The sequence below is a fragment of the Sphingobacterium sp. HMA12 genome (assembly GCF_002933815.1).
Taxonomy (GTDB): Bacteria; Bacteroidota; Bacteroidia; order Sphingobacteriales; family Sphingobacteriaceae; genus Sphingobacterium.
Genome location: NZ_BEYR01000001.1, coordinates 2059986 through 2085263 on the forward strand (window position 1 = coordinate 2059986; position 25278 = coordinate 2085263).

Annotated in this window: 18 protein-coding genes and 1 tRNA gene; 6 read left to right on the forward strand and 13 right to left on the reverse strand. The window is 42.5% G+C overall.

The window, feature by feature from the left end; genetic code table 11:
* Positions 1-23: 23 nt before the first annotated feature.
* The gene (locus HMAT_RS08815) at positions 24-1307 is read right to left on the reverse strand and encodes a Gfo/Idh/MocA family protein (RefSeq protein ID WP_104382359.1); all 1284 of its coding nucleotides are present in this window, start codon (positions 1305-1307) and stop codon (positions 24-26) included.
* Between the two features lie 386 nt (positions 1308-1693).
* Here HMAT_RS08815 and HMAT_RS08820 point away from each other — a divergent pair, with 386 nt between their 5' ends.
* Positions 1694-1885 (forward strand): cold-shock protein, encoded by a 192-nt coding sequence (locus tag HMAT_RS08820; RefSeq protein WP_077434921.1) that lies wholly within the window; start codon positions 1694-1696, stop codon positions 1883-1885.
* Between the two features lie 193 nt (positions 1886-2078).
* Positions 2079-3209 carry a DEAD/DEAH box helicase gene (locus HMAT_RS08825; RefSeq protein WP_104382360.1) on the forward strand — a complete coding sequence of 377 codons (1131 nt, stop codon included), beginning with the start codon at positions 2079-2081 and terminating at the stop codon, positions 3207-3209.
* A 67-nt stretch (positions 3210-3276) separates the two neighbouring features.
* Here HMAT_RS08825 and HMAT_RS08830 read toward each other — a convergent pair whose 3' ends face one another.
* The 3 genes from HMAT_RS08830 to HMAT_RS08840 all read right to left on the reverse strand — a co-directional run bounded on the left by HMAT_RS08830 (position 3277) and on the right by HMAT_RS08840 (position 7170).
* Positions 3277-5547: a cation:proton antiporter gene (locus HMAT_RS08830; RefSeq protein ID WP_104382361.1), complete on the reverse strand. Its 2271-nt coding sequence runs from the start codon at positions 5545-5547 to the stop codon at positions 3277-3279.
* Between the two features lie 173 nt (positions 5548-5720).
* Entirely contained in the window at positions 5721-6446 is a 726-nt protein-coding gene (locus tag HMAT_RS08835; RefSeq protein ID WP_199768575.1) for a LytTR family DNA-binding domain-containing protein, read from the reverse strand.
* Entirely contained in the window at positions 6436-7170 is a 735-nt protein-coding gene (locus HMAT_RS08840; protein ID WP_199768576.1) for a histidine kinase, read from the reverse strand. Before HMAT_RS08840 ends, HMAT_RS08835 begins: the two co-directional genes overlap by 11 nt.
* A 315-nt stretch (positions 7171-7485) precedes the next feature.
* Here HMAT_RS08840 and HMAT_RS08845 point away from each other — a divergent pair, with 315 nt between their 5' ends.
* Positions 7486-7704, forward strand: a complete 219-nt coding sequence (locus tag HMAT_RS08845) for a hypothetical protein (protein WP_104382362.1) — start codon at positions 7486-7488, stop codon at positions 7702-7704.
* Positions 7705-7803: 99 nt separating this feature from the next.
* Here HMAT_RS08845 and HMAT_RS08850 read toward each other — a convergent pair whose 3' ends face one another.
* Complete coding sequence (locus HMAT_RS08850) at positions 7804-8982, reverse strand: thiolase family protein (RefSeq protein WP_104383357.1); 1179 nt, start codon at positions 8980-8982, stop codon at positions 7804-7806.
* A gap of 383 nt (positions 8983-9365) precedes the next feature.
* Here HMAT_RS08850 and HMAT_RS08855 point away from each other — a divergent pair, with 383 nt between their 5' ends.
* Positions 9366-10544 (forward strand): acyl-CoA dehydrogenase family protein, encoded by a 1179-nt coding sequence (locus HMAT_RS08855; protein WP_104382363.1) that lies wholly within the window; start codon positions 9366-9368, stop codon positions 10542-10544.
* A gap of 33 nt (positions 10545-10577) precedes the next feature.
* Positions 10578-12698: a 3-hydroxyacyl-CoA dehydrogenase NAD-binding domain-containing protein gene (locus HMAT_RS08860; RefSeq protein WP_104382364.1), complete on the forward strand. Its 2121-nt coding sequence runs from the start codon at positions 10578-10580 to the stop codon at positions 12696-12698.
* Positions 12699-12833: 135 nt separating this feature from the next.
* Here the strand turns inward: HMAT_RS08860 and HMAT_RS08865 are convergent, their stop codons facing one another.
* The 8 genes from HMAT_RS08865 to HMAT_RS08910 all read right to left on the reverse strand — a co-directional run bounded on the left by HMAT_RS08865 (position 12834) and on the right by HMAT_RS08910 (position 22339).
* Positions 12834-14285 carry a bifunctional 2-methylcitrate dehydratase/aconitate hydratase gene (locus tag HMAT_RS08865; protein WP_104382365.1) on the reverse strand — a complete coding sequence of 484 codons (1452 nt, stop codon included), beginning with the start codon at positions 14283-14285 and terminating at the stop codon, positions 12834-12836.
* 150 nt (positions 14286-14435) lie between these two features.
* Positions 14436-15590 carry a 2-methylcitrate synthase gene (gene prpC, locus HMAT_RS08875; protein WP_104382367.1) on the reverse strand — a complete coding sequence of 385 codons (1155 nt, stop codon included), beginning with the start codon at positions 15588-15590 and terminating at the stop codon, positions 14436-14438.
* Positions 15591-15668: 78 nt separating this feature from the next.
* Positions 15669-16547: a methylisocitrate lyase gene (prpB, locus tag HMAT_RS08880; protein ID WP_104382368.1), complete on the reverse strand. Its 879-nt coding sequence runs from the start codon at positions 16545-16547 to the stop codon at positions 15669-15671.
* A 418-nt stretch (positions 16548-16965) separates the two neighbouring features.
* Positions 16966-17586, reverse strand: coding sequence for a peptide chain release factor H (gene prfH, locus HMAT_RS08885; RefSeq protein WP_104382369.1), 621 nt, complete (start codon positions 17584-17586; stop codon positions 16966-16968).
* Positions 17587-17592: 6 nt separating this feature from the next.
* Complete coding sequence (locus HMAT_RS08890) at positions 17593-18984, reverse strand: RtcB family protein (protein WP_104382370.1); 1392 nt, start codon at positions 18982-18984, stop codon at positions 17593-17595.
* A 459-nt stretch (positions 18985-19443) separates the two neighbouring features.
* Positions 19444-20757 carry a PDZ domain-containing protein gene (locus HMAT_RS08895; protein ID WP_104382371.1) on the reverse strand — a complete coding sequence of 438 codons (1314 nt, stop codon included), beginning with the start codon at positions 20755-20757 and terminating at the stop codon, positions 19444-19446.
* A 653-nt stretch (positions 20758-21410) separates the two neighbouring features.
* Positions 21411-21490, reverse strand: a tRNA-Leu gene (locus tag HMAT_RS08905).
* Positions 21491-21604: 114 nt separating this feature from the next.
* The gene (locus tag HMAT_RS08910) at positions 21605-22339 is read right to left on the reverse strand and encodes an SIMPL domain-containing protein (protein ID WP_104382372.1); all 735 of its coding nucleotides are present in this window, start codon (positions 22337-22339) and stop codon (positions 21605-21607) included.
* Between the two features lie 93 nt (positions 22340-22432).
* Between HMAT_RS08910 and HMAT_RS08915 the strand changes: the two genes are divergently transcribed.
* Positions 22433-25258, forward strand: a complete 2826-nt coding sequence (locus HMAT_RS08915; protein WP_104382373.1) for a prolyl oligopeptidase family serine peptidase — start codon at positions 22433-22435, stop codon at positions 25256-25258.
* The last annotated feature ends 20 nt before the right edge of the window (positions 25259-25278 follow it).

The window sequence follows — 25278 nt, forward strand, 5'->3', positions numbered from 1 at the left end:
CCCTATCTTCTTGTTCTACACACTTAGACTTTGGGGTATTTATAGCCATTATGATAGATTGAAGCGAGGTATTTATTTGCATTTTCGTCATTAAAGCGTTGCTTTTCAGTATTCCAATAGAGCTTTTGCCCTGTTCTATAGGCGATATTTCCCAATTGTGAAAAAATAGCAATATGTGCACCGACTTCAAGCGGGGCATTCAACAAGGCTGGGTTTTTCTTGCGAATGGCGTCCACGAAGTTGGCCATATGTTTCTCTAAACCGTTGTCAACGGAAGGCTGCAGGGCTACCGCCTCCATCCTTCCCTTTTCGGGAATGACTTCCCAGCCCCCGCGATTCAGCACTAAAGTTCCGTTATTACCAATAAATGCCACACCGTGGTTGCGATTATAAGGTCCTAAATCAATTCCTTTTGCGTGTTCCCACTGAATATTAAAGGTATCAAATTCGTATACCGCGGTCATGGTATCCGGTGTTTCTCCGGCATCATCGGGAAAGGCAAATTTTCCACCGGAAGCCATTACGGATTTCGGGTCAGAAACTTTCATTCCGAGCAGGGCATAGTCCAGCATGTGTACCCCCCAGTCCGTCATCAGGCCGCCAGCGTAATCCCAAAACCACCGGAAGTTAAAATGAAAACGATTGATATTAAAAGGTCTTTTTGTGGCGGGGCCCAACCAATCCATGTAATGTACACCTGCGGGTATTGCCTCATCTGGCTGAATCGGAATGCTATTTTTCCAACCCAGATAAGACCAAGCTTTTACCAATCGTATTTTACCCAGTTTACCCGAATGTACAAAATCAATGGCATCCTTAAAATGCTGCTGACTTCGCTGCCACTGGCCCACCTGAACAATTGCATTATTTTTAGTTGCAGCTTGCAGCATAAGCTGACATTCCCGAATGGAATTTCCAATGGGCTTTTCGACATACGTGTGCTTCCCGGCGTTCACCGCATCGATCATCTGGAGGCAATGCCAATGGTCAGGTGTACCGATGATTACCGCATCCACATCCGGACTAAGCAGCATCTTTTTATAATTAACATAGGTTGCAACCTTGATATTCCTATCCTGGAGTTCTTTTGCCCTTTTGCTTAAGAGATTTTCATCTACATCACAAAGCGCTGTGCATATCACACCATCCTGCTTTAACAAAGCATTAAGGTCAGACCAGCCCATACCGTTTACCCCGATCACGCCCACCCGGATCGGCTGATCAAATAAGCTGGAGGCCTGGCTTTTGAGCATAAATGTAGAAGCAGCTAAAATACTGGAAGTTCGGATAAAGTCTTTTCTATTCATCACATGTTGGTTTATATACACGAAGGTTTAAGTTCCCGATGAAATTACAAAATTCAATTTAAGCCCTTACCCTAATCATTGTAAAATATACATCGACATTCAAATCGCTGCGCATGGAAGTCTCTCCGGGAGCAGTAGAAAAATCAGGAAAACTTGTGGTATCCTAAAGCCTTATCCTGCTATTTTCAGGAACATGGTTGTTACAGAAAAAATTAAATATTGTTGGCATACTGACTTTCAATACGATATAAAAACAGGTCCTAATCCATTTGAAGGTTGATTAGGGCTAAAGAAATAGGAAAAAAGAAAAAAAACTTTGTTATTTTAACGAAAAATAAAAGATTAATCATTTATTATCCCTACCTTGCAGGACTTAATTAAAAATAATGAATACAGGTAAAATTAAATTTTTCAATGAAACTAAAGGTTTTGGTTTTATTACACCAGAGGATGGTAGTGCAGATGTTTTCGTACACGTTTCTGCTCTTAAGAACCAAGTATCTGAAGGCGACGTTGTAACTTATGATGTAGAAAGAACTCCAAAAGGAATCAACGCTACAAACGTAAAATTGGCGTAATCCAAAAAATACACTTTCTTGTTAATGGGGTAATTCTTAATGATTTATCCCATTTCTTTTTCGTATTCTTCCCTTGTTATTTTCAATAGACTTATTCTTTTCGGGTATAACTAATATACCTCTAATCAATTATTTGATACTATAGAAATAGCCAAAGGGTCTTCGTTTAAGCTTATTTTTCCGATCATATTTAATGGAATTCAAACAACTCAATTTAATACCTCCTCTTCTCAAGGCAATCGCGGAAACAGGATATACAACCCCCACTGCAATACAACAAAAAGCGATCCCCGTTATATTAAGCGGTCAGGATCTTATTGGATGTGCACAGACAGGCACTGGTAAGACCGCAGCATTTGCCCTGCCTTTATTGCAGCGTCTATCCGAGAAAAATGTACACGTGCATGGTAAAGTAATGCCCATCCGTGCCCTGATCCTCACACCAACCCGTGAATTAGCCATACAGATCGGAGAGAATATCAATTTATATCGCAAACATCTAAAACTAAATTACTGCACTATTTTTGGCGGTGTCAATCAGGACAGACAGGTCAAAGAAATAAAAAAAGGAGTGGATGTTTTAGTAGCCACACCGGGTCGTCTTTTAGACCTGATGAATCAGAAACTGGTTTTCCTCGATAAAATTGAAGTATTGATCCTCGATGAGGCTGACAATATGCTTGACATGGGCTTTATCCATGACATTAAAAAAATCCTGGCGAAGGTTCCCGAAAAAAGGCAGACACTGTTTTTCTCAGCAACAATGCCGCCCAATATTCGTAAATTTGCACATGGCATCTTGCACAAGCCTGTCGAAGTGGACGTAACTCCGGTAAGTTCTACTGCTGAAAAGGTAAATCAGTCGGTCTACTTTATTGAGAAAAAGGAGAAAATAAAATTGTTGACCAGTTTGCTTAAACAATTTAAGCAAGAACGTACAATTGTATTTTCACGTACAAAACATGGCGCTGATAAGATCGTCAAACTGTTGGCTAAGAATGGACTGCGTGCTGCTGCAATTCACGGCAATAAATCACAAAATGCCCGACAAAAGGCATTGGGTGAATTTAAAGAGGACCGACTGAAAATTCTGATCGCCACTGATATTGCTGCACGCGGAATAGATATTGAGCAATTGCCTATGGTCATCAATTATGACCTACCCAATGTACCCGAAACCTATGTACACCGCATTGGGCGGACAGGTAGAGCGGGGCTGGAAGGAAATGCCATTTCTTTCTGTGATGTGGAAGAAAGACCTTATTTAAGCGATATTGAAAAATTGATCGGCTTAAAGATTAAAGTGAGTAAGGTAGGAAAATAACTTCCATCTTTATTCTTATACAAAGCGCGCCGGAACGATCTTGTTTCGGCGCGCTTTGTGTAAATCCCTATTTTTTTCGGTCGGCAAGCAGTAAGGTGGATGGCGTATGGTGTAGCCAGTCCATCTTCTTATTGACAATTTTATGCCAACACGGTAAGCTGATAAGCATCAGATCCTGCTGTGCCCACAGCTCGGCATCAAGTTCCTTCTCTTCCAATATCGTCAAATGATTGGGAACAAGCTGTTCGAGCTGCCTTAGCTTTTCCCGGAAACTCTCTTGCTTCCGCAAGATCTGGTCAAAATCCCACACCATTACCTGCGCATCCGAATGATGAATTAGCCGTTGGATAATCGTACAGAGGAATTCATCATTTTGCAACAGGATAGGAACAATAACACGACGGGCCCGGACAAAGTTTTTGTCGATCAAAATGCCAACCATCGCATTGACTTTTGCATTGATCTGCTGATTTCGGTCAAATGTAGCGAAGGGAGATTCCGCATTTGTCACGGTATGGAATAATTTCTCCGGATTGATAATACGTGAAGTAAAATCCAGAAATCTTCCCAACAGGCTACCTTCGTATATGGATTCGCTCACACCCAACAACAGCAGATCCTGACGCTGTTCATTTGAGGTCTGCACGATTTCACTATCAATATCACTTGAAATTTTGAAAATAGTCTGAATTGGCTGCTCCAAATCCGCTGCGGCCTGCTTTATCTCCCTGAAACTATCCTGCTCCTGTGTTTCCACCTCGTAATGATGGAGCTCATTGGAAGGTTCGATATGCAATGCAGTAATTTCAGCCGTATTCTTGGACTTTAAAGTAAGTGCATCTGCAAGATGAAGCAGTGAAATTCCCGTATTGCTCTTGGCAAATGACAGGAGGATCTTAAATTTCGACTTATTCTGAATTTCCTGCTGTAATGAATTTTTCTTGGGCCGGTAAAGATAATTGATCAGATCAAGTGAAGGGCCAGTCATAAAAGTGGTGAGCAAGGCCATGACGACCATCATGGAGAATAATTCGGCACTTAATACACCAAGGTCATAACCGATATTCAATACAATCAGTTCCATTAGTCCCCGGGTATTCATTAGCGCACCAATACTCAAACTATCTTTCCAGTTTTGCCCCACAAAGCGGGCAGCCAAGGCGCTTCCGGCAAATTTTCCGACTACCGCCACTAAAATAATCACGATGGTGATCATCCAGAGCTGCGGGTCGTTCAATAAACCGATCTGTGTACGGAGTCCCGTGTATACGAAAAATAGCGGCAGCAACAATAGCGTGGACACATCCTCGATTTTTTCAATAAAAGCTGTTCGAAAACGGCTGCTTTCGGGCATGATTGCACCAGCCATAAAAGCACCGAATAAAGCATGTATACCAATGACTTCGGTTGCGTAGGCCGAAAATAAAAGCACAATAAAAAAAATGGCGACAACAGGTTTACTCAAACCTTCACGCGTACCCTTCACCTCTCCCACGCGCATCAGGAAAGGGCGCACAATTTTTATCATCAATAAGACATAAGCAACCGCAAGGGCTATTGTATACAAGGCACTGGCAAAATCCCCAGCCTTCACAATCGCAATGACAACCGCCAATATACACCAGGCTGTAATATCATCCGCAGCGGCACAGGTAATGACCATCGCGCCTAGTTTACTTTTTTGAAGTCCCCGTTCCTGTACGATCCTGGCCAGGACAGGAAATGCCGTGATGCTCATCGATATACCGATAAACAAACTATAGGACAAAAACTCCACATTCGCAGGTGGATGGTACAGGTATAAAAAATAAGCCAGGGAAATTCCCAGCGTAAAGGGGATAACAATGCTGGCATGGGAGATCACTACCGCATCGTGCGCTTTATTTCGCAGGACATTCAAATCCAGCTCCATACCGATAATGAACATAAATAGAATTAATCCGATCTGGCTCAAAAACTGTAGGTTACTGAGCGATTCAACCGGAAATAGGGTATGTGCGAATTCAGGAAAATAAAGCCCCATTAAGGAAGGACCTAGAATAATACCTGCCAGCATTTCACCGATCACGACAGGTTGTTTGATCTTGATACATATCCATCCCATCACACGGGCGGCGATAATAATCGTCACAATCTGTGCCAGCAGTATCGCTAATGGATGCCGAAGGCTGTGCAGAAAGGTCGTTTTAAAATCCGCCCAGGCCCCTTGGCTTGTTTTTTCACCAGTAAACAGCTCCTGACCCTGCAGCTGAGTACCCAAATGTATAACCCAGTACATCACTACAAGCAATGTGCCTATTAAAGTCACATAAAAAATCGTATTCCTGTATTTCTTCATCTTTTTCGCTTTAAATAAATCAAGTGTCAATAGCAGATAAACGTCTGCCCAAAAGTCAACTATTTATCAATTCGAGCAGACAACCCTAACAAAAATAAAATTCTATACCTGTTTTAAATGTTACTGCGGGTTAGGAAGCCAAAAATTTGTAATGAACTCCATGAATTTTGTAATCAAGCAAATTTCTCAAGGAATGATTTTTTATAGGATTCGCCCAAGCTAAAAAGAATAGCTGATTCTTGCTCGTCCATCAAGTTACTGGTGATGATATCTGCCGAAAAGAATTTAACAATTTTAAGAGCAATAATTTCCTTTTTGCTGATACGGATAAAATCCTGCTCCGGTAAGACGGACAGTAACTTGTCGAAGCTGATATTTTTTAATAATATGGAGGATCCATCTGAGAGGAATACTGTTTTATCGCGGCTGTCCACTTCCGCAATTTGAATATAGTCTATCTGATTGAAATAGAGTATTGCTTTGCCCTTATTGGTATTAAACTGAGCAAAGGGGGAAAAGTCTGTTTGCCGATTATTTATTACCTGCTCTACTTTTAGAATCGCTTGCTGGAGGCGCGATAAAGATATTGGCTTACGCAGATAATCTACGGCATTGATATCGAAAGCATCGCTGGCATACTGTTTATAGGCTGTCGAAAAAACAATGGGATAGTCTTCTAGTTCTTTAGCAATATCAAAGCCGTTAAACTGTGGCATCTCAATATCCAGGATGCAAAAATCAAAATCTAAACTTTTGTATTCGTTGAGTAACACGACCGGATCATTAAAGGCCTTGACAACCTCCAGTCCGGAAATTTGTTCACAGAGCATCTTCAAAAATCGCAAGCTTGGGAGTTCATCATCCAGTAAGATGCATTTCAATTCTTTTTCAATTCTCATACAATCTGATCTGAAGGTAAGCGTTATAGACATCATTTTCTACAAAACGTTTTAACTCGTGCCTATCCGGATAGTAAAGCATCAAGCGTTCTTCCAGCGTCTTGCTACCTATTCCACCTTTGCTTTTGTACAACGGCGATCGTTTCGATATCTTATTGCTGACTGTCAATTCCAACAAACCATTGCGGAAAGTCAATACAATCGAAATAAAGGAGTCGGGATGGTGAAAATCAGCATGTTTAAACGCATTTTCAATGAGATCTACAGTCATCAGTGGGACCAGCACAGGGCACTCTAATAGGGACTCGTTCAATTCATCAATATCAAATTTAACACGCATATCAAATAAGGGGCTTAACTTGACCTTATTGACTTCAATTAAATTCCGTGCAAACTCTATCTCCGCTTTTGGAGAAACAAGTTCAGCTTCACTTTCATATAATACATAGTCCAGTACCATCGCCAATTTATCCATGGTATAATAGGTTTGATAGGCGTGGGAAAGAATACCATTGAGTGAGTTTTTCAGTAAATGCGGATTTAAACGATTGCGATGAACGTGATCCATCTGCTCATTATCCATACGTTTGAAAAGCTCTCTATGTCGCAGCTCCTCCACCCGCAGCTTGTTGTATTTCCGTATCAATAATATATAAAAAATCAACAGGACAATGACAGCTACAAGGAGCAATACGATCATTATATTGGAAAGTTCAGTCGTCATGATTCCTTTCAAACTTAACGAAAATTTCACTAGCAACGAAACGATTCCTTTAGACAACCAAAGGTCAGGTTCATTTTATCGGGAAGCAATGAATCACAAAATTCAATACCAAAAAAAGTATTTATTTAAGTATAAAATTTACAGGTATTGATTACAAAAATTAACAGTTTCATTACAATTTAGTCACTTTAAACTATTAATTTCAGATTATTCTCCTTATATTGAGAGTATTGTAATTAGCCGATCAAATGATTGTCTACGCTATTTTGGTTAAACCTGCCTGATTTATTCTAATCGGGCCTAATATGAAACACGATGGAAAAGCTCATTTTCGAAACTAATGCACAACATCCCAGTCTTGTGGATAAGATCAAACAAGCTGTAGAAAAATTTAATGGTATCCATGAATGGAAGATCGATCTGGATTCCATTTACAACCTCCTCACCATTGAGGGCATCCGACTCAACCCAACGGAAATAGAGTCCGAACTTGCACTTCACGGTGTTGAGGCGAGTCGTCTATATGAAGAATAACCCTTGTTGATCTTCTGGCGCTTTGTCATCAACCAAACCATAGACCTCGTCCAGACCAGGAATTACCTGATATAAAATATTCCTGATCTGGACGAGGAACTACAATCTTTTAATAATCATTCCAGAAGCCCCTCCTCCGCCGTTGCAAATGGCAGCGAGTCCCATTGTTCCCCCCTCTTGCGATAATATACTGGTCAATGTCACGACTATCCTTGCGCCGGAGCAACCCAATGGGTGACCGAGCGAAACTGCCCCACCATAGATATTCACCTTATTTAAAGGAACATCCAATATTTTTGCATTCGAAAGTGCAACCACAGAAAAAGCCTCGTTAAATTCAAAGTAATCAATATCTTCCTTGGTCAATCCAGCTTTCTTCAGCACCTTATCCGTTACCAGGCTCGGGCTGGTCGTAAACCATTCCGGTGCCTGTTCGGCATCGGCATAGGCAACGATTTCAGCCAGGGGTTGTATTCCCAATTCCTTTACTTTCTCCGCACTCATTAATAATACCGCAGCGGCACCATCACTCAAAGTAGATGCATTCGCTGCCGTCACAGTGCCATCTTTCTTAAAAGCAGGCTTTAATTCGGGAATCTTATCAAAATTGACCTGAGAAAATTCTTCATCTCTGGAGATCGTCTGTTCGCCTTTACGTCCTTGAATGGTAATCGGGCTTACTTCTTTCACAAATTTATTTTTTTGCCATGCCTCAAGGCTTCGTTTGTAAGAACCTATGGCATACTGATCCTGTTCCTCCCGCCCGATCGCATACTTCTCGGCGCATAGCTCAGCAAAACTTCCCATTGCCTCATTCGAATAAGCATCACTTAAACCGTCCCGCTGCAAACCGTCAACAAAACTTTGGCTTCCGAACTTAGCTCCCCAGCGCATGGCACTTGCGTAATAAGGTACTCTGCTCATGCTTTCCATACCGCCTGCAACCACCACATCGGCATCGCCCAATAGTATTGCCTGTGCGGCAAAAGCAATGGCCTTCATGCCACTTGCACATACTTTATTGACTGTCGTTGCTGGTACTCGGTCAGGTAAACCTGCGAGACGGGCAACTTGACGGGCCGGAGCCTGTCCCAAGTCCGCATGTAGCACATTGCCGATCAGAATCTCATCGACCTGATCCCCTGCAAGACCGGCCTGATCCAAGACCGCCCGGACAGCATGAGCACCCAGGGCTGTCGCGGAAATAGATGACAAACCACCGCCGAAACTTCCGATTGGTGTACGCTTAGCCGCAACAATAAATACACTCTTTGACATGTTATTCTGTTTATAATTGTTTTTCTTTTGAATATGATGCCCATCCAGTCCGAAATACCTTAGAATCCCCTCGTCAAAAACGGACATCATTCCTTTCTTAAAGATAAAAAATATAAAGTAAACAAGCGAATCCTATTTCTTTATTTTTCCGGCACAAACAGAATAAATAGAAAAAAAATCAGGCGAAAAGTTCCCTACCTAATCTATTTTGCAAAAAATAAACAATAAATATTTGCAGAAAAGCCACTGCTTTTCGTTAAATTCGACTAGACATTCCACGCTTTGGGAAAGGTATTATAATGCCAAGATAAAGCAAAAAATGAATCGTTTTCAGTCGACTAACGGGTAACTGAAACCAATAACCAAAAGTAAAATAAACAATTATGCAGGCAAGCAAGCTCACAGCTGAACATCAGATTTTTCGCGAGACCATTCGGGCATTTATCCACAAGGAAATTACCCCCTATATAGATCAATGGGAACAACAGGGCGAAATAGATCGAAATATTTGGAAGAAAATGGGCGACATGGGTTTTATGGGACTCAATTACCCTGAAGAGTACGGTGGTCTGGACTTAGATTTTTATTATTCGCTGATCCTATGTGAAGAACTATCCTATTGTTTTTCAGGAGGGTTTACAATATCGGCTTTAGTCATCCAGTATATGTCGGCTCCCTATCTATTAAAATATGCATCTGAAAAACTGAAGGAACGCTACCTCAAGCCGGTGCTTGCCGGTGATATGGTCAGCGCTGTTGCGATCACCGAGCCGGGCGCAGGATCTGACGTCAAACAGATCAAGACAACAGCCGTTAAATCGGGTGACCATTATATTGTGAATGGTTCCAAAACCTTTATCACCAACGGCTATTATGGAGATTTTTTTATTACAGCGGTTAAAACAGCTCCAGAAAAAGGAACAAAAGGCATCAGTCTGCTGCTGGTAGAAAGAAATGCTGTCGGTGTTTCGGCAAATAAAATCAATAAATTAGGCTGGCATGCTTCAGATACAGCCGAATTGGGTTTCGATCAGGTCCAGGTTCCGGTTTCTAACCTTATTGGCGTTGAAAATGAAGGCTTCAGCTACTTAATGGCGGGCTTACAATTAGAACGCTTAACCGCCGCCATCCATAGCCTTGCAACAGCAGATTCTGCATTACAATATACCCTAGAATATATCGGTCAACGGGAGGCATTCGGCAACAAGCTCCATGATTTTCAGACCATCCGACACCGCATTGCACAAATGGCTGCCGATATCGCAACCACAAAAGCCTTTGTTTATCAATGTTGTGATCTTCAGAACCAAGGTGAATATGCAGTCCAAGACTGTTCCATAGCTAAACTTCAGGCCAGTGAACTCGCCGTTCAGGTGGTTAGCAATTGCCTGCAGTTGTTTGGAGGATACGGATTTACCGAAGATTATAAAATCGCACGCCTATATCGGGATGTGAGAGTAGGCACGATCATTGGCGGCACATCAGAGATTATGTTGGAAATCATCGCTAAGATGACGATTGATAAGGTAAACTATCAGCCGAACAAAACTAGGCTAACATAAACATTTTCAACACAAAAAAACAAATTCAATATAATGAATTATAATACACAGTCCTATTTTGACATACAGCAGGACAATCAACATATTGTCACCATAAAACCACTCGCCGATGCCGTAGCCGACGAACAATGCATTCTCGATCGTTTGCAACAGTTCGTTGCCCTAGTAACAGCTGTTCTTCGTGAAAAAGAGGTCCGCGGACTGATCTATACCTGTCCGTTAAACAGCAAACAGACCGATTATCTTCCCCTATTCAATCAAGTGTCCAGTGGTCAATTTGATCCTGAGATCCTATTAAAAACCACCCTACAGGCACTACAATGGAAAAGCCAGGACAAACCAATTGTATCTATTTTTGATAATGAATGCACAGGCATTTGTTTAGCAACGATGTTGTGGTCAGACTACCGCATCGCAGGTTCGGAAATCAAAATGGGTTTTCCCGAAAGTAAATTTGGGTTATTCACAGCCTTTGGAGCAACGATTTGTCTACCACAGCTTGTAGGCTCTGTCCAGGCACTGAACCTGTTGACCCAAGCCAGACTTATACCGGGCCAAACGGCACTTGAACTGGGCTTATTGAATGAAGTGGCAGCTGATTTTGATCTGTGCCTATTGCAAGCGAAAAACTGGATCCTTGCAAATTCAAAGCAATCTGTTTCTGCTGCCTATTCCGCTTTGTCATCAGCAGAATTTGAAGCGGCATGCTCCACTATTTTGAAGAAAACAAGAGGATTATTACCGGGCAGCAATGCTGTTGTGGAATTGCTGAAAACCAATCCCTCTTTATCATTAACTGAATCTGTAACCGCTGAAGCAACACGCTATCATCAGGTCTTAAGTGCACCGGAAACGCTCCATATGGTCAGGACGCTGCATGAAGGAATTTTAAAGGCACAGCATCCCGACCGGATAAAATCACTTGGAGATTATAAGGTCAAAAAAATAGGAATTCTGGGGGCAGGTATGATGGGATCCGGTATTGCCTATGAAGCTGCCAAAGCAGGCATTGAAGTGGTTTTAAAAGATGTGACCACCGCACAGGCCGAGCAGGGAAAAGCCTATTCGACCAAACTTTGCGACAAACTGTTTGCCCAAGGACAGATGAGCAGTATACAACAACAGGACCTTTTGGCTAATATTCAACCTAGTACGCAAGTTGCTGATCTTGTCGGTGCTGATTTAATTATTGAAGCTGTATTTGAAGATCTGGAACTAAAAGCTGTGGTTACCCGACAAAGTCTGCCCTATCTCGCCGAAAATGGCTTTTTCGCTTCCAATACTACTTCGTTACCCATTACGGCATTGGCCGCTGCAACGGATCGGCCGGAGCGTTTCATCGGCATGCATTTTTTCTCTCCTGTAGACCGTATGCCCCTGGTTGAAATTATATGCGGCACACAAACCGATCAAATTACATTGCAAAAAGCAATTGCAGTCACGTTGCGCCTGGGCAAAATTCCCATTGTCGTACATGATGGACCCGGATTCTTTACCTCGCGCATTTTCTTCCATTATTTACTGGAGGCAATTACCATGTTGCTGGAAGGTATTCCAGCGATTCAGATCGAAGAAGAATCCATACAGGCAGGATTTGCTGTTGGCCCATTAGCTGTGCTGGACGAAATTTCACTGGAATTGATGTTGCATGTATATGATCAATTCCCGGCACTCCATAACAGTCAGCGACGTGCCTATGCCCACCTGAACAACATGATTTCGAATGGCAGAAATGGCAGAAAATCGGGTCATGGATTCTATGACTACGACCCTGTTTCCAGAACGAAAACAATCTGGCGGAATCCTGCTCTACCGACTTCCGAAGGATCTTGGTCAGCCGATATAATACGTAAGAGACTGCTCCATGTCATGGCTTTGGATAGCTACCGCTGTCTGGAAGAAGGCATATTGGAAGAAACCATAGATGGCGATATCGGTTCAATCCTCGGCGTAGGATATGCCGCACATACCGGTGGTGTATTCGGACATATCGACCTAACCACCCTCCCCACCTTTGTGCGGGAGTGCCAGTCGTTTCTGCCATTTGGAGAACAATGGGAAATCCCCCAATCATTAAAAGAACTTGCCGATAGAAATTTTACCTTTTATACGGGTTTTGATTCAAACTGGACAGGAAAACAGCCGTTGAATTAAACGAACAGGATTTATTAAAAAAGGTGGAATCAAGCAATATATATCAAATGCTGAAGCTATTACATTAAACAACAAGCGCTAAAAAGGCATTGACCGGTAGTAACTCACTGACAACCGGTCAATGGTTTCTTGTCCTTATTGGCCCAGAAGATCCATCACTTCAGACACATCCAGATCAATGAAGGTATCGTAATCCAAGGTCACTTCGAGCAATTGTTTTTGTTGTTTTTCGGCGAATACACGGGCAAGATTCGTTTTATACTTTTCAATCAGTTTAGGAATTCCTTCCTCCCGACGTCGTGGATGTCCAATAGGATATTCCACGATCAGCTCCGGTAATACTGTCCCATCTTTCAAGACGACCGTAAGCGCATTGGAGATCGCCCTTTTCTGTGGATCATGGTAATCTACTGTAAACTGAGGATCTTCGACACAGAAAATCTTATCCCGCAGGCTGTCAATGCGTGGATCCTGCGCAATGTGGTTTTCATAATCCTCCGCCGTCAATCGTCCAAAAATTAGAGGTACCGCCACCATGTACTGAATGCAGTGGTCACGATCGGCCGGATTATGCAAAGGTCCTTTCTTGTCGATGATCCGAATTGCGGCCTCATGCGTACGAATGGTAACACGCTCGATATCATCGCTATTTTTCCCAAACTCCTTGAGCTGCTGGTGAAGCTGCATCGCCGCTTCGGCAGCAGTCTGCGCATGAAATTCAGCCGGAAAAGAGATTTTGAACAGAATATTTTCCATCACATAGGATCCATAATCGCGCTGGAATTTAAATGGATTCCCTTTAAACGAAACATCATAGAAGCCCCATACAGGTGCTGTTAACACAGAGGGATACCCCATTTCACCAGTTTTGGCAATTAGAGCAAGGCGTACGGCACGCGAAGTCGCGTCTCCGGCAGCCCATGATTTACGGCTCCCTGTATTTGGCGCATGACGATAGGTACGCAGGGCCTGCCCATCGACAAAAGCCAGTGATACGGCATTGAGCAGCTCTTCCCTACTGAGCCCCAAAAGCTTACCGACAACGGCTGTCGAAGCAACTTTCACTAAAATAACGTGATCCAATCCCACTTTATTAAATGAGTTTTCAAGCGCTAGGACACCCTGAATTTCATGCGCCATAATCATGGCTTCGAGTACCTGTTTCGTCTTTAGGGATTTCCCTCCTTTGGCGATCTGTGTACGGCTCAACCAGTCTGCGGTCGCCAGAATACCACCAAGATTATCCGATGGATGCCCCCATTCCGCAGCTAGCCATGTGTCGTTAAAATCCAGCCAGCGAACTAAGGTACCAATATTGAAGGCGGCCTGTATGGGATCCAACTGATAATTCGTTCCCGGTACTTTCGCACCGTTAGGAACAATTGTCCCGGGGACAACCGGCCCCAGTAATTTAGTGCAAGCGGGATAGGTAAGCGCTTCTAACCCACAACCTATGGTATCCAGGAAACAATAAAAAGCTGTATTCCATGCCGTTTTACTTTCTATCTTGTAATTTAGTACATAATCCACTATCGCCACCAAGACCTGATCGGGCTGTGGTCGCTCATTTGATATTGTTGAACTCATTATTTTTTTCTTATAAAAGCTATCTTTCTTTTCAATTTATTGATTTCAGAAACTGCCCGACCCATCAAAACGAGAAACATCAGGACGTCCTTCATCAGGGTTCTAAGCGGTTTCTTCCACTTGTATTCACGCGCTATTATCCATACTGGTTTATCGTTCTGAGATTGGCACGAAAGGCCGATCATCGGGGCCGATATAATTTGCACTTGGGCGGATGATTTTGCCGTCTTGCCGCTGTTCAAAGACATGTGCGGACCAGCCTGTTATACGTGAAAGCACAAATAAAGGGGTAAACATCTCTGTCGGTATTCCCATCAGGTGATAGGAAACGGCCGAGTACCAGTCCAAATTAGGGAACATCCGTTTTTCTTCCCACATCACTTTCTCCAGCCGTTCGGCAATCAGGTACAATGTCATATCACCGGCCTCCTCGGATAATTCCTTGGCGACCCGCTTGATGACCTGATTTCTTGGATCTGAAATGGTATAGACAGGATGTCCAAAACCAATAATAACTTCTTTATTTTCCAGTCTTTTCCGGATATCGGCTTCGGCTTCATCCGCATTCGCATAGCGGCTCTGGATCTCAAAAGCAACTTCATTTGCGCCGCCATGTTTTGGCCCTCGTAAAGCCCCGATTGCGCCAGCAATGCAGGAGTACATATCGGATCCCGTACCCGCAATTACCCGTGCGGTAAAAGTAGACGCATTAAATTCATGTTCGGCATATAAGTTAAGCGAGATCTGCATGGCCCGCACCCAGGAATCGGATGGTGCTTTACCGTGTAGCAGATGCAAAAAGTGTCCTCCAAGGGTCGCATCGTCTGTTTCAACCTGAATTTCACGTCCATTTTGACTAAAATGATACCAGTAGAGTAAGGCCGAGGCCATGGATGCCATCAAACGGTTGGCAATGTCCCTGGCTCCTGCTAAGGCGTGATTTTCTTTTTCCGGATTCACACTTCCAAAGAAGGAAACATAGGTGCGCAGCACGTCCATGGCATGAGCTGTAGAAGGCAACTGTTTCAATACCTGTTGTACTGTAATCGGCAGGCCGCGCTGGCTAAGTAACTGGCTTTGATAAGTCGTTAACTGCGCCTGTGTGGGAAGATTTCCATAAATCAACAGGTAAGCGACTTCTTCAAAGCTGGCCTGATGGGCCAAATCCAGGATATCATAGCCCCGATAATGGAGGTCATTACCACTTTTCCCAACTGTGCTCAGCGCTGTATTTCCAGCTGGAACACCCGAAAGTGCGACGCTTTTTTTGGGTTTAAAACCCGTATCGTTTGATGTCTCTTTCATCGCCATAAATTATTTATGTATAAGTGTGCGTGTATTTTAATAACAAAATATGCTCATGCATGCGGTTAGTGATTGCAATTATTTCGTATTGAACAATTGATCCAGGCGATTCTCGTAAGCATAGTAGTCGATACTGCGATACAATTCATCACGTGTCTGCATACGGTCTACCACAGCCGCCTGGCCACCGTCCTTCCGAATATGGCTATACACATCAGTCGCCGCTTTGTTTGCTGCGCGGAATGCGGATAAAGGATAAAGCACGATAGACACATCTGCATGACGAAGCTCGTCAAGGTTAAACAATGGGGTCTGTCCGAATTCGGTAATGTTAGCGAGTATAGGTAATCCTGTTGCGCGACTGAACTGCATATATTGATCCAGGTTATGCACGGCTTCTGCGAAGATAAAATCCGCCCCTGCTTCTTTGTAGGCTACAGCTCTTTCCAGGGCTATTTCCAAGCCTTCAGAAGCCAGAGCATCGGTACGCGCGCCAATGACAAAGTGTGGATCTGTCCGGGCATCGACAGCGGCTTTCAACCGATCTACCATTTCATCTTTTGAAACCAGCTCCTTTCCTGGGCGATGGCCACAACGTTTGGCCCCCACTTGATCTTCCATATGTACCGCTGCGGCCCCAGCTTTAATCAGGCTCTTTATTGTCCTTGCAACATTAAAAGCTGAAGGACCAAAGCCCGTGTCAATATCCACCATCAAAGGAAGCTTGCATACATTAGTAATGCGGTCCACATCAATTAATACATCCTGAAGTGTCGTGATACCCAAGTCTGGCACACCTAGCGAACCCGCAGCGACACCGCCCCCAGAGAGGTAGATGGCTTTAAAACCTGCTTGCTCAGCCAAAAGTGCGTGATTCGCATTGATGGTTCCGACAACTTGTAAGGGTTTTTCATGCTTGATTGCTTCCCTAAAAAGGAAGCCTGGAGAATCTATCATATCATTGCAATTTGAAATTCCACAGCTCATTAGTCCGACAGGATACACCCTATTAGGGACAGGATGAGCAGTATTTAAGTTTATTTAGTTTGAACAACAAATAATCCGATCGTTCATCCTAAAGATACTAATTATCACAACATTTCAACAAATTATTTTCTACATTTCAAGTCTTTAGCAGAAGAAAATACGGTTTCGTCCCCAAGCATTCTTAATCGTGCACGCATCTCTCCCCTTAAAAACAGGTCGATAGTTACCGCCATAACAATATGAGTCCGGCGAAACACCGGACTCATAGGATCAGCATCGCTGTTTAAACGATGCTGTTCTCTTCATTACATAGCACAGGGCATGATATAAACAGTTTATAGGTGGCAAAAAAAATCACATTTAACGCCCCAACGGCATCATAATCCGGTCATTGTTCTTTAAATTTCGGCCCGGAGAAAATACGTTTCGAATCTCCTCGCCGGACATCAATCTGATTTTTCCAGGACTGATTTTTCCCTGCATTTTTCTGCAACCGTTCCAGCTCCAGCAATCGTTCTTCCAAACGCAACACAGCAATTCTTTTATTTTTCAATTGGGAACGGGTATCCATCACCTGTACCATCAGTCCTGTCGGGATGTGAGTCGCGCGAACTGCTGAACTCACCTTGTTTACGTGCTGTCCACCTGCGCCACTGCTGCGCATCGCCTGAAATTGCACATCCCTCAAGTTCATTTTCGCGACAGCTTGTACCGGAGACCAGTTCTTGACCTCCACAAACCAATTTTTACGTCTGTGGCCAGGCCGAAAGGGACTTGGACAGATCCAACAAATCGTTCCTATCCAGCGATCAATAAATACGGTACTTACCTCTCCTGTCGCTTTTAGCACAAATGAACAGGGAAGTCCATCGATCTCTTCGACTTCCACGGTCTCCATCTTTAGGCCATATTGCATCGCTTCTGACTGCATCCTTTCGAACACTAATTTTACGGCAAGATTACATTCCCTGGGCCCTCGTCCCGAAGTCAATAAAATATACTTTTCCATGTCCCCTTATTTATCCATCCGAACAATCTTGGGACGAAATGTTCCAAGTACATTGACCAACTCCTGCTGTAGGCTCATCACGCGGTGAATATCCTTGTAAGCATGTGGAGCTTCATCCAATGCGCCCCCGATGAGTTCCACGTCATGTTTCTCCAGCTCCTTGAGCATGGCGCTTTTGGTGAAGCTACTTTTACAGGCTGCCCGTGACATCATGCGTCCGGCTCCATACGATGCCGATTGCAAGCTCAATGAATTGCCCCGCCCTTCGACAATAAATCCGGGTGCGGTCATGGAGCCCGGGATAATCCCCAGCACCCCCTGTCCGGCGGGTGTCGCCCCTTTGCGGTGAACAATACATTCTTTTCCATCCACAGTTTCCTTCCAGGCAAAGTTATGGTGGTTGTCGATGGTCAAAACGGGCCGTTCCCCCAAAGCCTTTGCCAAACGCCTGTGGATGTCCTCATGACAGGCCCGTGCATAATCACCCGCTAAATTCATCGCTAACCAGTACTCCTGACCTTCTTGACTATCCAGGTCCAGCCACGCCAGATGTTGCACAGGACGCGGTAAAGGACACTGCTTTGCCGCCAGATCGGTATACTGTTTGGCAATATTTGCGCCCAATCCCCGCGATCCACTATGTGACAGGATCGCCAGATAAGTGCCCGGGGCCACTCCCCAATCCGGGCGGACAGCATGCAGCTCAACCACGCCAAATTCAACGAAGTGATTCCCCCCACCTGAGGTCCCGAGTTGTTTGTACGCTTTATCCAACAATGATTTCAGCAGCGGGATATCTTTAAATTCGCACCGGCTAAAAATCGCATGATCCTGTTTCTCGCGATGCGTATCGTACATACCGAATTTAGTATTATCTTTCAGTATATTTCGCAGCTGGAATTCTCTTCCTTTGAAATAACTTGCCGGTAGATCAAAGATAGACAGGCTCATCCGGCAGCCGATATCCACACCCACCCCGTAAGGTATCACGGCATTATCTGTTGCCAGCACCCCACCGATCGGCAGGCCATAGCCCATATGCGCGTCTGGCATCAATGCTCCCCGGTATGCTATGGGTAACTTCAACGCATCATACAACTGTTTTTTGGCCTGTTCATCAATTTCATTTTCACCAAAAATGGTAAAGGGAGCCATCTGCTTATTTAGCTGCCGCATACGGGCTTCAACCGGCTGAATCAAACCTTCGGCAAGCTTAGCCCAAATTGCATCCGTCCTAAATTTTTCAGGTGCCTCGAGCACCGTTTTTACTTCCATAAGGATATTTTCCTTCTTTTCTCCTTTTCGGTAGCGTGTTATTAGCCCTAAGGCTACTTGTATTATATTATGCTGTGGAAAACCGATTTTAATAAGGTCTTTCCCCGATAATTTACTTCCCATATTTTTTAAAATAATTTATATGCTAGCTTATCCAGCTCAGGGATAAGCATTTTAAAATATCCGGGTTTTCTTTTCTTAAATAAACAGTTTGCCGACAGCGGAGTCATCACCTTTTATCGCATGAACAAAATGTCATGCAAAAACAGGTCGGTTAACCTATATGGGCCGACACAAAAAATCGACCGATAAAAAACAGACCCAGCATAGCCCGGCTAAATAGAAAATAGAAGGAAATAAAAAACCCGAATGATCTTCGGGCTTTTTTTCATGTCGTAACGAGTACGTTATAAGTGAAGAAAAGCACGAAGAATGCTTCCAGCAAATCCATTTGCCGTAAAAGCGTCTTTTGTTTTTATCTTAGCGACCAACATAGTTCTTCGTCTTTTAAATTGTTTAAAAATTAATATCAGTGGCAAAGGTAAGTAAGTTAAAATCAATTTTCCAAATTTTGAAGAAACTTTATTTTGAATTAAAAGGCAGTGGATCTTTTAGAAAGAAGGTATAATCGAGTTCTTGTCCAGCTCTTTCTATCTTAAAGCGGATCTCTTTGCCTTCCTCTGATTTGAAAAGTGTATGGATCGCTTCCAAGGTATAGGAAGACGCCGAACGACCATTGATTTTCAGTACTTTATCATCTGATTTTAAACCTACAATTGCTGCGGGTGAATCTGCTCGAACGGTAGCGATTTTATACATATTTTTCAGCACAAATCGGTATTGTACCCGATTGTCCATGCGAATCTCGGTGCCACCATCTTTTTTAAGGTAGACAGGTACCTCCTCTTTCTCGTATTTAATGCCGTCATGGATAATTTCCAGTCCACTCATGTTTAAATAATAGAATTTATCAAAGTTCCTATTTTTAACAAGATAAACCACATTATTGGGATAGTCGAAAATCACTTTAAATCGACGTAGGAGTTCGTTTCCAACAGAGCCGATTCGTTCATTGACAAAAGTCGCATGCTGTGTTGAGCTCAATTCTGGATAAGCCACTAAGGGATAATTCATCTTAAAAGGGCCCAGTTCCAATGATTTGATCCGATTTCTTTTTCCATAAATTTCACCATTAAATCCTTGCCCGATATAATCGTCAATAAAAGGAGGTTTAATTGCAAAATTATTTAATTTGGAAGGGATCAGCATCAACGCATCACTATTGCCCATATCAATCAATACGCGGCCTTCGATGTCTATGGAATCCTGATTAAAAGCGACCGAAATATAGGGTCTACTGTTTAAAATATCCAGCGGAATCCGCTGCATTTTAGCCAGCCCCTTGGGATATTCTCCCTTCTGATAAATGGTAGCCCGATGTTTCAGAAAATCCATCTCAACAACGTGATCACTAAAAAAACGGCTTCCCATGATACCATTTATTTCAACGCCAATCCGTGTAGAAATATCAATATGTGCATTTTTAAGGATATAGATAGGTTGATCCGTATCTTCATACACACCGGCAATATTCACGTTATTATTTACGGACAGATAGCCATCTAGCCCCTCATCCTTTCCCAGTCCCTGGAATTTATTGACAAAAACAGTGCTATCTATTGATTTGAGTGTCTCTCCAAAGATCATCGTCTCTTTGACGCCGGTATCCAACAAGAAGTTCATGGCATAGCCGTTGACCTGTACGGGAATAATAATGAGGTTATGGACAAACAAAAAGGGAAATTTAGCCTTCTTTTTTTCTTTCAGAACAAAACGATCCTGCCCCCATGCAAAAACGGAACAGAGTAATGCGAAAGATAAAAATGCTGCTTTCATCCAAGTTTATATTTGGTATTTCCAATTTAAACAAGAATTCTCATAATAAAAAAGGTTTATACAAAAAAAGCAGTATATCTCTTTTGATCAACTTTGTTCGCATCTATTTGGATATTCTTACCCCTTCGTTTGGCGCAACATACCACTTAATCCGCTATTTGTTTGCCTTTCTTTTGCTTATTCTTTGCTATTATACCAAAGAATAAGCGACAAACAAGCAAAGGATTAGCGAACCAATACCAAGGAAAGCCTAAAGAAATAGCCTAGAAACGGCAAAGAAATGCCAAAGAATAAGCAGAAAAAAGGCATCTATTCACCTTTAAAGTGTATTATTTTTTTCCATCGTAAATAGATACACCATCAAATGAACCAAACCAGATAATGCGTTTATCATCTTCTAAAATCCCTAATATCATTGGTTTATTTGCGATTTCGGTTACAGTGGGCTTCTTACTGAAAAAAGACTCCTTGGCATAACGGAAGAGGAGTCAACTTGGAATTACCCCCAAGATTAATATTGTTGTGATAAATGGTTAAGGATACAAACTTGAAGTGGGTGTTTAACATGCTGTGCCCAATACAAAGGTAGCTTAAGGGTATTGTGAAAACTATAATAAAAAAAGCCCTCTCTACCTGCGTAAAGAGGGCTTTTGTACCCGGAGCCGGAGTCGAACCGGCACGGTTTCCCACTGGTGTTTGAGACCAGCGCGTCTACCAATTCCGCCATCCGGGCATATCCGTTTGGGATGATGCAAAAGTAGGTTTTTTATTGAAAAAGAGAAAACTTTTTCAATAAATTTCCTATCGAAATCAATAGTTCACTGAAATACAGCCAACTAATTTTTCATTAATTGCTCAAAAAGCTTGCCTTAACCGTTATATTCGCTGTTTTCTTCCGTGAAGTTGTGTTAAAAGCACCGCCGGAAGAGTATTCTTCATTATCGTTTTGACCCGTTATCTGAAAAATTCCCAGATCAGCCTTTACCAGACTACCTAATCCCGCATTCGATTCTTTGGCGATATTATCCGCTCGTTGGTGAGCATTTTTTGAAGCTTGGGAAATAAGTTCCAGCTTTAGATCTTCCAGCTTTGAGTAATAATAATTCGGTGTGCTTGAGCTCAGCTCTATTCCTTTTGAAATCAATGTTGATATTTCCCTGGAAGCATTGTCCACCTTATCCAGGTCTTTGGATTCTACACTTACGGTTTGCGACAACGTATAACCAGAAAATGTATTATAACCATTGCCTTTCCCGTCGGTATGGTATTCAAAGTCTTTGGCGATATTTACGGCTTCAAAACGAATTTCATCTACTTTAACACCTTGTTGAACTAAAAAATCACGTACAAGGTCACGGTCTGTAGCCAATTGAGCTGAAGCGGCACTTAATTCGAAATTCTTTCTACTGAATGTGGCGTTCCATTTTACCAAATCCGATTCAAAGTCCTTCTTTGCATTGCCATTTACTGTAATCGTCTGGGTTGATTTAAATTTATACCGATAAGCATTGCCCAATATCCATGCGGTCAGCAGCACAACGACGCCCACGATGACAGAAACAATAATAGATGATGATTTCATAACCAGTTTTTTATGTTTACGTAACAATGAATATACCAAAAAATCGACGATTTTTTATTTTTTATAGATAAATTGCGACAAAAGAATTTAAACATGAATAAGAAAAATATCTGTATCCCATTCTGTTTTCTTGCCACTTTGACAGTGCACGCGCAAAAGAAACCGTTGGATCATACGGTATATGATAGCTGGCAAAGTATATCATCTCCCTATATTAGTAAATCTGGCAAATTTGTTCTCTTTCAGGTTGCTCCGCAAGAAGGCGATAGTCAACTCTACTTGAAAACGAAAGAAAACAAAGCGTTGATCCAGATTCCAAGAGGCTACAATGGAAAGCTGACCGATACAGAAAATCATTTGATCAGTCTAATCAAAGCACCATTTACAGCAACACGCGAGGCTAAAATCAAAAAGAAAAAACCGGAGGATTTTCCCAAAGATTCCCTGGCAATCTATAGTTTAACTAGCTCCTCCCTTGTCAAATTTGGATCGGTCAAGTCCTTTAAGATTGCGGAACAAAATAACAATTTTGTTTCCTTCCTTTTTGACAAACAAGCGAACGAAAAATCAGACTCATCCAAAAATCCGGAAGATTCTACTCAAAACAAAAAAAATACTGATAAAAAGAAGAAAGCAGTCGCGACATTAGCTTTATATGATCTCAATTCCGGAGATTCAGTCCAATTTTCTCTAGTAGATCAATATGAATGGAACAAAAACGGAACGAAACTTGTCTTTTCAAAGAAAACGGATGCGAAAGACAGCTTATCTAAAGAGTCTGGTGTTTATCTATATGACATAGCTACTAAAAATCTCAAGAAAATATCAACGGGCAAAGGTGAATACAAAAACTTCAGTTTTGATGAGACAGGTAATCAATTGGCTTATTTGGGAGATCTCTCCAAGGAAAAGACACTGGTTAAAAACTATAATCTTTATTATTATACCAACGGTATAGATACAGCACAGTACCTGGCAACGAAAAATAGCACGGGCGTTCCTAAAAATTGGGCCGTCAGCGGCGATGGGAATATCCGCTTCAGCAAAAATGGCGAAAAACTTTTCTTTGGAATTGCCCCGGTACCGCGTGTCAAAGACACCACATTGGTCGATTTTGAACATGCTAAAGTCGATGTATGGGGCTGGCAGGATGACTACTTACAACCTATGCAATTAGTTAACCTGAAAAAAGACCTTTCCAAAAATTTTTTAGCGGTCACCTATCCCAAAAACAATCGTACTGTTATTTCGCTAACGGATGAAACCTTCAACGCAACAACGCTTACGCCAGATGGAAATGCAGACTATGTTTTGGCACGTACAGATTTTGGCAAGCGGATCGAAAGTCAGTGGAAAGGTGGCACAAAAGAAGATATCTACCTGGTTTCCACACGAAATGGTCAACGTGAGCTTATTCTTTCTAACTTTTCGGGGAATGCAATCTTAAGTCCTGATGCAAAATATGTCATTTATTTTGACGAAGAAAAAGGAACCTGGAATTCGTATCAGATCAGTTCAAAGAGAAAGACAATATTAAATGAAGGCATTCCAGCATCTTTTGCAGATGAAGAGAACGATATGCCTACACCGGCACAAGGCTATGGCATGGCTGCTTGGAGTCCTGATTATAAAGGTATCTATGTCAACTCACGCTATGACATCTGGTATTTTACACTGGATGGATCCAGTAAATCCATCCTCACCAACGGTTATGGTGCAGCTTCCCGGACAACATTCCGCTATCTGCCCCTGCGACGTGAAGAAGACCGCGATCAGCCATTGACATTGGATTATAAAAAAGGTGGATTCCTGACATCATTCGATAACAAAACAAAGGAATCTGGTTTTTATCAGTTTAAAGGTCAGCACAACGACCCTAAAAGCCTTTTTGTTGAGCCAAAGACTTTTAAAAATATAAACGCTTCTGCCGATCAACAAACAATTCTTTACAGCAAGGAAGATTATGTCAGTTCACCGAATATCTATATCAATAGTATTAAATTTAAAGACGAATTGCAGCTATCCGATATCAATAGGCAACAGGAAAATTACAATTGGGGTACTGCCGAACTCGTGCATTGGACCACACCGGCAGGTCATCAGGCTGAAGGTATTCTTTACAAACCAGAGAATTTTGATCCAGCAAAGAAATATCCGATCATTGCTTATTTCTATGAGAAACTTTCAGATGGTCTATATACCTACCAACCACCAGCTCCTACTCCTTCGCGGCTAAATATCCCTTACTTTGTGAGTAACGAGTATTTGGTATTTGCGCCAAATATCAACTACGAAACTGGACATCCCGGAAAATCAGCTGAGGAATATATCAATTCGGGCATGCGTTATTTAGCGCAGAACTCTTGGGTAGATAGCACCAAAATGGGCATCCAGGGACAAAGCTGGGGCGGCTATCAGGTCGCACATCTGATTACGCGTACCAATATGTATGCTGCAGCATGGACCGGAGCTCCCGTTGTCAATATGACTTCCGCCTATGGGGGAATACGCTGGCAATCGGGTATGTCACGCCAATTCCAATATGAGCATACACAGAGCCGTATCGGAAAAACCCTATGGGAAGCGCCAGAATTGTACCTGGAAAATTCGCCGTTGTTTCATTTAGACAAGGTAACCACACCGGTTGTCATTATGGCCAACGACAACGATGGAGCCGTGCCCTGGTATCAAGGCATCGAAATGTTTACCGCATTGCGTCGACTAAACAAACCGGTGTGGATGTTGAACTATAATGGCGATGAACATAATTTAATTCAACGACAAAATAGAAAAGACATACAGATTCGCGAACAGCAGTTCTTCGATCACTACTTGAAAGGAGCTCCTGCGCCAAATTGGCTAAAGAAAGGAGTACCTGCCACCTTAAAAGGAATAGACTGGGGACTAGATTACAACTAAAAACACATAAAATAGGTCGA

Excerpts from the sequence above, each read along its gene's own strand:
- HMAT_RS08815 (WP_104382359.1), bottom strand. The coding sequence starts at position 1,307 with ATGAATAGAAAAGACTTTATCCGAACTTCCAGTATTTTAGCTGCTTCT.
- HMAT_RS08820 (WP_077434921.1), top strand. The coding sequence starts at position 1,694 with ATGAATACAGGTAAAATTAAATTTTTCAATGAAACTAAAGGTTTTGGT.
- HMAT_RS08825 (WP_104382360.1), top strand. The coding sequence starts at position 2,079 with ATGGAATTCAAACAACTCAATTTAATACCTCCTCTTCTCAAGGCAATC.
- HMAT_RS08830 (WP_104382361.1), bottom strand. The coding sequence starts at position 5,547 with ATGAAGAAATACAGGAATACGATTTTTTATGTGACTTTAATAGGCACA.
- HMAT_RS08835 (WP_199768575.1), bottom strand. The coding sequence starts at position 6,446 with ATGAGAATTGAAAAAGAATTGAAATGCATCTTACTGGATGATGAACTC.
- HMAT_RS08840 (WP_199768576.1), bottom strand. The coding sequence starts at position 7,170 with ATGACGACTGAACTTTCCAATATAATGATCGTATTGCTCCTTGTAGCT.
- HMAT_RS08845 (WP_104382362.1), top strand. The coding sequence starts at position 7,486 with ATGGAAAAGCTCATTTTCGAAACTAATGCACAACATCCCAGTCTTGTG.
- HMAT_RS08850 (WP_104383357.1), bottom strand. The coding sequence starts at position 8,982 with ATGTCAAAGAGTGTATTTATTGTTGCGGCTAAGCGTACACCAATCGGA.
- HMAT_RS08855 (WP_104382363.1), top strand. The coding sequence starts at position 9,366 with ATGCAGGCAAGCAAGCTCACAGCTGAACATCAGATTTTTCGCGAGACC.
- HMAT_RS08860 (WP_104382364.1), top strand. The coding sequence starts at position 10,578 with ATGAATTATAATACACAGTCCTATTTTGACATACAGCAGGACAATCAA.
- HMAT_RS08865 (WP_104382365.1), bottom strand. The coding sequence starts at position 14,285 with ATGAGTTCAACAATATCAAATGAGCGACCACAGCCCGATCAGGTCTTG.
- prpC (WP_104382367.1), bottom strand. The coding sequence starts at position 15,590 with ATGAAAGAGACATCAAACGATACGGGTTTTAAACCCAAAAAAAGCGTC.
- prpB (WP_104382368.1), bottom strand. The coding sequence starts at position 16,547 with ATGATAGATTCTCCAGGCTTCCTTTTTAGGGAAGCAATCAAGCATGAA.
- prfH (WP_104382369.1), bottom strand. The coding sequence starts at position 17,586 with ATGGAAAAGTATATTTTATTGACTTCGGGACGAGGGCCCAGGGAATGT.
- HMAT_RS08890 (WP_104382370.1), bottom strand. The coding sequence starts at position 18,984 with ATGGGAAGTAAATTATCGGGGAAAGACCTTATTAAAATCGGTTTTCCA.
- HMAT_RS08895 (WP_104382371.1), bottom strand. The coding sequence starts at position 20,757 with ATGAAAGCAGCATTTTTATCTTTCGCATTACTCTGTTCCGTTTTTGCA.
- HMAT_RS08910 (WP_104382372.1), bottom strand. The coding sequence starts at position 22,339 with ATGAAATCATCATCTATTATTGTTTCTGTCATCGTGGGCGTCGTTGTG.
- HMAT_RS08915 (WP_104382373.1), top strand. The coding sequence starts at position 22,433 with ATGAATAAGAAAAATATCTGTATCCCATTCTGTTTTCTTGCCACTTTG.